Annotated in this window: 4 protein-coding genes; all 4 read left to right on the top strand. The window is 42.6% G+C overall.

Annotated features, from left to right (window positions below; all coding sequences use genetic code 11):
* Positions 1–352: 352 nt before the first annotated feature.
* Positions 353–574: a hypothetical protein gene (locus tag ACSEXW_RS27870; protein WP_438449455.1), complete on the top strand. Its 222-nt coding sequence runs from the start codon at positions 353–355 to the stop codon at positions 572–574.
* Positions 575–1,373: 799 nt separating this feature from the next.
* Complete coding sequence (locus ACSEXW_RS27865; protein ID WP_438449454.1) at positions 1,374–1,745, top strand: hypothetical protein; 372 nt, start codon at positions 1,374–1,376, stop codon at positions 1,743–1,745.
* A gap of 881 nt (positions 1,746–2,626) precedes the next feature.
* On the top strand, positions 2,627–3,124 hold the full coding sequence (locus ACSEXW_RS27860) for a hypothetical protein (RefSeq protein WP_438449453.1): 498 nt from the start codon (positions 2,627–2,629) through the stop codon (positions 3,122–3,124).
* A 655-nt stretch (positions 3,125–3,779) separates the two neighbouring features.
* On the top strand, positions 3,780–4,063 hold a 284-nt coding region (locus ACSEXW_RS27855), incomplete at its 3' end, for a hypothetical protein (RefSeq protein ID WP_438449452.1).

The raw sequence follows: 4,063 nt of genomic DNA, 5'->3' as shown, positions 1-4,063 counted from the left end.
AGGCCAGTGGAATCTAGCATATTCAGGAAGGCCCCGACAGCATATAACACCGTATTCACGCGGCGGGCCTAACGGCCCTTGGTCTGCAGAGGCTTTTCGGGGAAGTGAAGTCAGCAGACAACCTCTGCGAACCTAACCGCTTCGCGGCCGGTCGGAATCCAGCTGCGCCGGTGGACCATGCTTCCCTTAAGGTTCTCGGGTTCGTGAATACAACAACGTTATATGCAATCGGGGGAAGATGAATATAGATCGAATTTGTACCATTACCATTTTATGTTGGTAGTGGTATATTTATATTAATGACCTGAATATCGAAACAACCAAAACAATATTTCTTGATGGAGAAGATCAAATGAATATACAAAAATATGAACCACAATTTAAACCCATACAGTGCTTTATTACAAGATTTTTTGAAGGGGGAAACTTAATTTTTGAACAAGAGACTGAGAGGGCCTTACCCACACTTGATCCAGGTGATAACATCGTGATTTTTGATAAGGAATATGTAATAAAGAGGAGACGATTTGGGTTTAATGAAGATGCGTTTGTAACAGTATATGAAATTGAGTAAGAACATCTGAAAAAACAATATATAAAGAAAACCCAAAGATGATGTGACAAGAATATATAACTAGAGAAATGAGAGATCATTGAAAGCTGAGTCAAAGAAGTCCCCGACAGCATATAACACCGTATTCACGCGGTGGGCCTGGCGGCCCTTGGTCTGCCAGATGCTTTTCGAGGAGGCGGAATCAGCAGACAACCCTGCACTGGCTAAGTCCGTCGGACCCGGGGCTAGCGCCCCTTAAGCCAGTGAGGGTTCGTGAATACAAGAACGTTATATGCAATCGGGGCAGAGGCCAGTAATAAACTTTTTAAGAGCAAGAGCGATTTAAGAGCAAGAGAGATTAAAGGTCAAGAGCGATTTAAGAGCAAGAGAGATTGAAGGTCAAGAGCGATTTAGGGTCAAGAGCGATTTAAGGTCAAGAGAGATTGAAGGTCAAGAGCGATTTAAGGTCAAGAGCGATTAAGGTCAAGAGCCATTTAAGGTTAAGGGCGGTTTAAGATCAAGAGCGGTTTAAGACCAGTGAGATCTAGCATATTCAGGAAGGCCCCGACAGCATATAACACCGTATTCACGCGGCGGGCCTAACGGCCCTTGGTCTGCAAGGGGCATTTCGAGGAAGCGGAATCAGCAGACAACCCTGCGAGGCTAAGTGGCGGAGCCACCCGGCGCTAGCGCGCCTTAAGCCTCTCGGGTTCGTGAATACAACAACGTTATGTGCAATACCCGCAAAGATAATTTAAGTACAATTGATTAAAACAAAAAGCATAAGAATTATTCGCTTACACGTCGAGGTGGTCTAATAATGAAAGCGTTATATGATGAACTAACAGCAAAAGATGATTCATTTTTAATTGATTTTAGAATAAAACTTGAATGGAATCATAATAAGTTTGTTAATTTACTTAAATTACTAAATGATTATTGTATTTCAACAAGTGAAAACAAAATATTAGATAGGAAGTTTGCTGCGGGCATTTATTACATTTCGATTTTTATACCAGATTGGTCAAGTCATGAGAACTTTAGATCAATAAATAAAATGAAACGAGAATACTACATAGAAGCATACGAATTACTACATTATTTGACTTCGTGGTATTTTAGTGGGAACTTCCCCTTTATAGGAGAACCAACAATGTTGAATCAAATAAAAGAATTAGATAAATATATGTGAATGTAAATCGAAGAAGGCGGGTACAGCACATAACACCGTATTCACGCGGCGGGCCTGACGGCCCTTGGTCTGCAAGAGGCATTTCGGGGAAGTGGACTCAGCAGACAACCTCTGCGAACCTAACCGCGTCGCGGCCGGTCGGGAGCCAGCTGCGCTTGGCTCTGTGCTTCCTTAAGGTTCTCGGGTTCGTGAATACAACAACGTTATATGTAATTGCCCTAAAGCTAAAGAAGGAAGCCCATCAGGAATCAAGATCTTGAACCCCCAACAGAATCAAGAACCCGCCTGGAGTTGGACTGCGAGCAAGCAGCTTGTTCGGCGGAACCTTGATACTTAAGAGCGATTGGGGTTTCAAGATCAAAGCGATTCCTGAACGAAATCGTCATAAGTCTTTACCCATCTAGATGTTCAATACTTGTGAAGGGCATGGAAGGGATTCATCCGATAAAGACATTGAAAAGGCGGAAAGGACTGGAAAAGCCGATTGGTTAAAGGGACTTGCCCTTGTACCAATCGACGAAACCCAGCCTTCCCGCCCCCCTGGTGAACCCCTTCGAGGAAATCGGATGAACCCCTTAAAGCCCTTATGAAAAACGTATTGAAAACCTAGAAGTGATGGGTAAAGACATAGAAAGACGATTTCTTGGGCCGATTCGAGGAAGAGGGCAACAACATATAACACCGTATTCACGCTGCGGGCAAGCAGGGAAGCAGATTCGAGGAGGTAGCCCTTGGTCTGTAAGAGGGATTTCGAGGAAGCGTAATCAGCAGACAACCCTGCACTGGCTAAGTCCGTCGGACCCGGGGCTGGCGCCCCTTAAGCCAGTGAGGGTTCGTGAATACAACAACGTTATCTGAAACCAACGCTAATAGGAGAATTTATGAAACTAAAAAGAAAAAGCAAAAGACATTACAAGAACATTGAACGAAAAATAGATTGCTTTAAACCAGATTTTGAACTTTCAGATTGGTACAATTTCTGGCATTGGCATTTGGATGGTTGGGGATATAGCGAATTAAGTAATAAGCATCGAAGAAACCACTTAAAATACTATGTAATGATATTAAATAAAATTAAGTCCTCAGAATTGAATAATACAAAACCATTTCAAACATGGATTCATATAGACCTGCATTCCCCCACTTGCGATGCCTTATTTATACATACAGAAAACCCCAATACTACATTTCCTTATATACCTGACAAGATTATATGGAATGAAAAAGCGCCAGATTTGTTTAAGGGAATTATTGAATTAAATACATATGATATTGGGAAATACATGGATGATGATGGTAGGGAAAATTCGTATTTAATTGCTATGAAAGAATTAGGAACATCTTTAAGAGGATTCGAAGAAGGCGTTGGCATCAGATAACACCGTATTCACGCGGCGGGCCTTACGGCCCTTGGTCTGCAGAGGCATTTCGAGGAAGTGGAATCAGCAGACAACCCTGCACTGGCTAAGTCCGTCGGACCCGGGGCTAGCGCCCCTTAAGCCAGTGAGGGTTCGTGAATACAACAACGTTATGTGAAAGCACCGAAGGTCAAGGGACATTGAAGGTCAAGGGACATTGAAGGTCAAAGGACATTGAAGGTCAAGGGACATTGAAGGTCAAGGGACATTGAAGGTCAAGGGACATTGAAGGTCAAGGGACATTGAAGGTCAAGGGACGTAGAAGATCAAGGGACGTAGAGGATCAAGGGACATTGAAGGTCAAGGGACATTGAAGATCAAGGGACATTGAAGATCAAGGGACATTAAAGATAAAGAGAATTTGAAGGTCATGAGGGCTGAAGGTAAATCTAGAAGTCGGTGCCATCACATAACACCGTATCTACGCGTCGGGCCTGGCGGCCCTCGGTCTGCAAGAGGCATTTCGGGGAAGAAGATTCAGCAGACAACCCTGCACCACCTAACCGCGCGCGGCCGGTCGGGGATCCAGCTGCGCTTTTGGATCGGCTTCCTTAAGGTGGTGAGGGTTCGTAGATACAACAACGTTAGGCGAAATATGGCAAAGAGAAGGTGAAATATGAACCTATTAGTACTAGATCAACTGAAAAATTGGTCTAAAGACAATGATATAAAAACCGTTGTTATCAACTATTTTTGGATTAGTTTCAATAATTATATAGTTGAAGAACCAAAAGAGTTTAGTGAATATTTTATAGATTATCAAAGAGAATTAATTGATTTAAAACATAGCAGACTTTCAATAACTATAAGTCATTGGATGGAAAGCAGTAATGAATATAATGAAAACTCGGAGTATATCGAGGCTGTTTTAGATGTGTTTTATAAGGATAAATACCTTGG

The sequence above is a fragment of the Oryzibacillus soli genome, assembly GCF_051594765.1.
Lineage (GTDB): Bacteria > Bacillota > Bacilli > Paenibacillales > NBRC-103111 > Paenibacillus_AR.
This window is presented reverse-complemented; position numbering and strand designations above follow the sequence as displayed.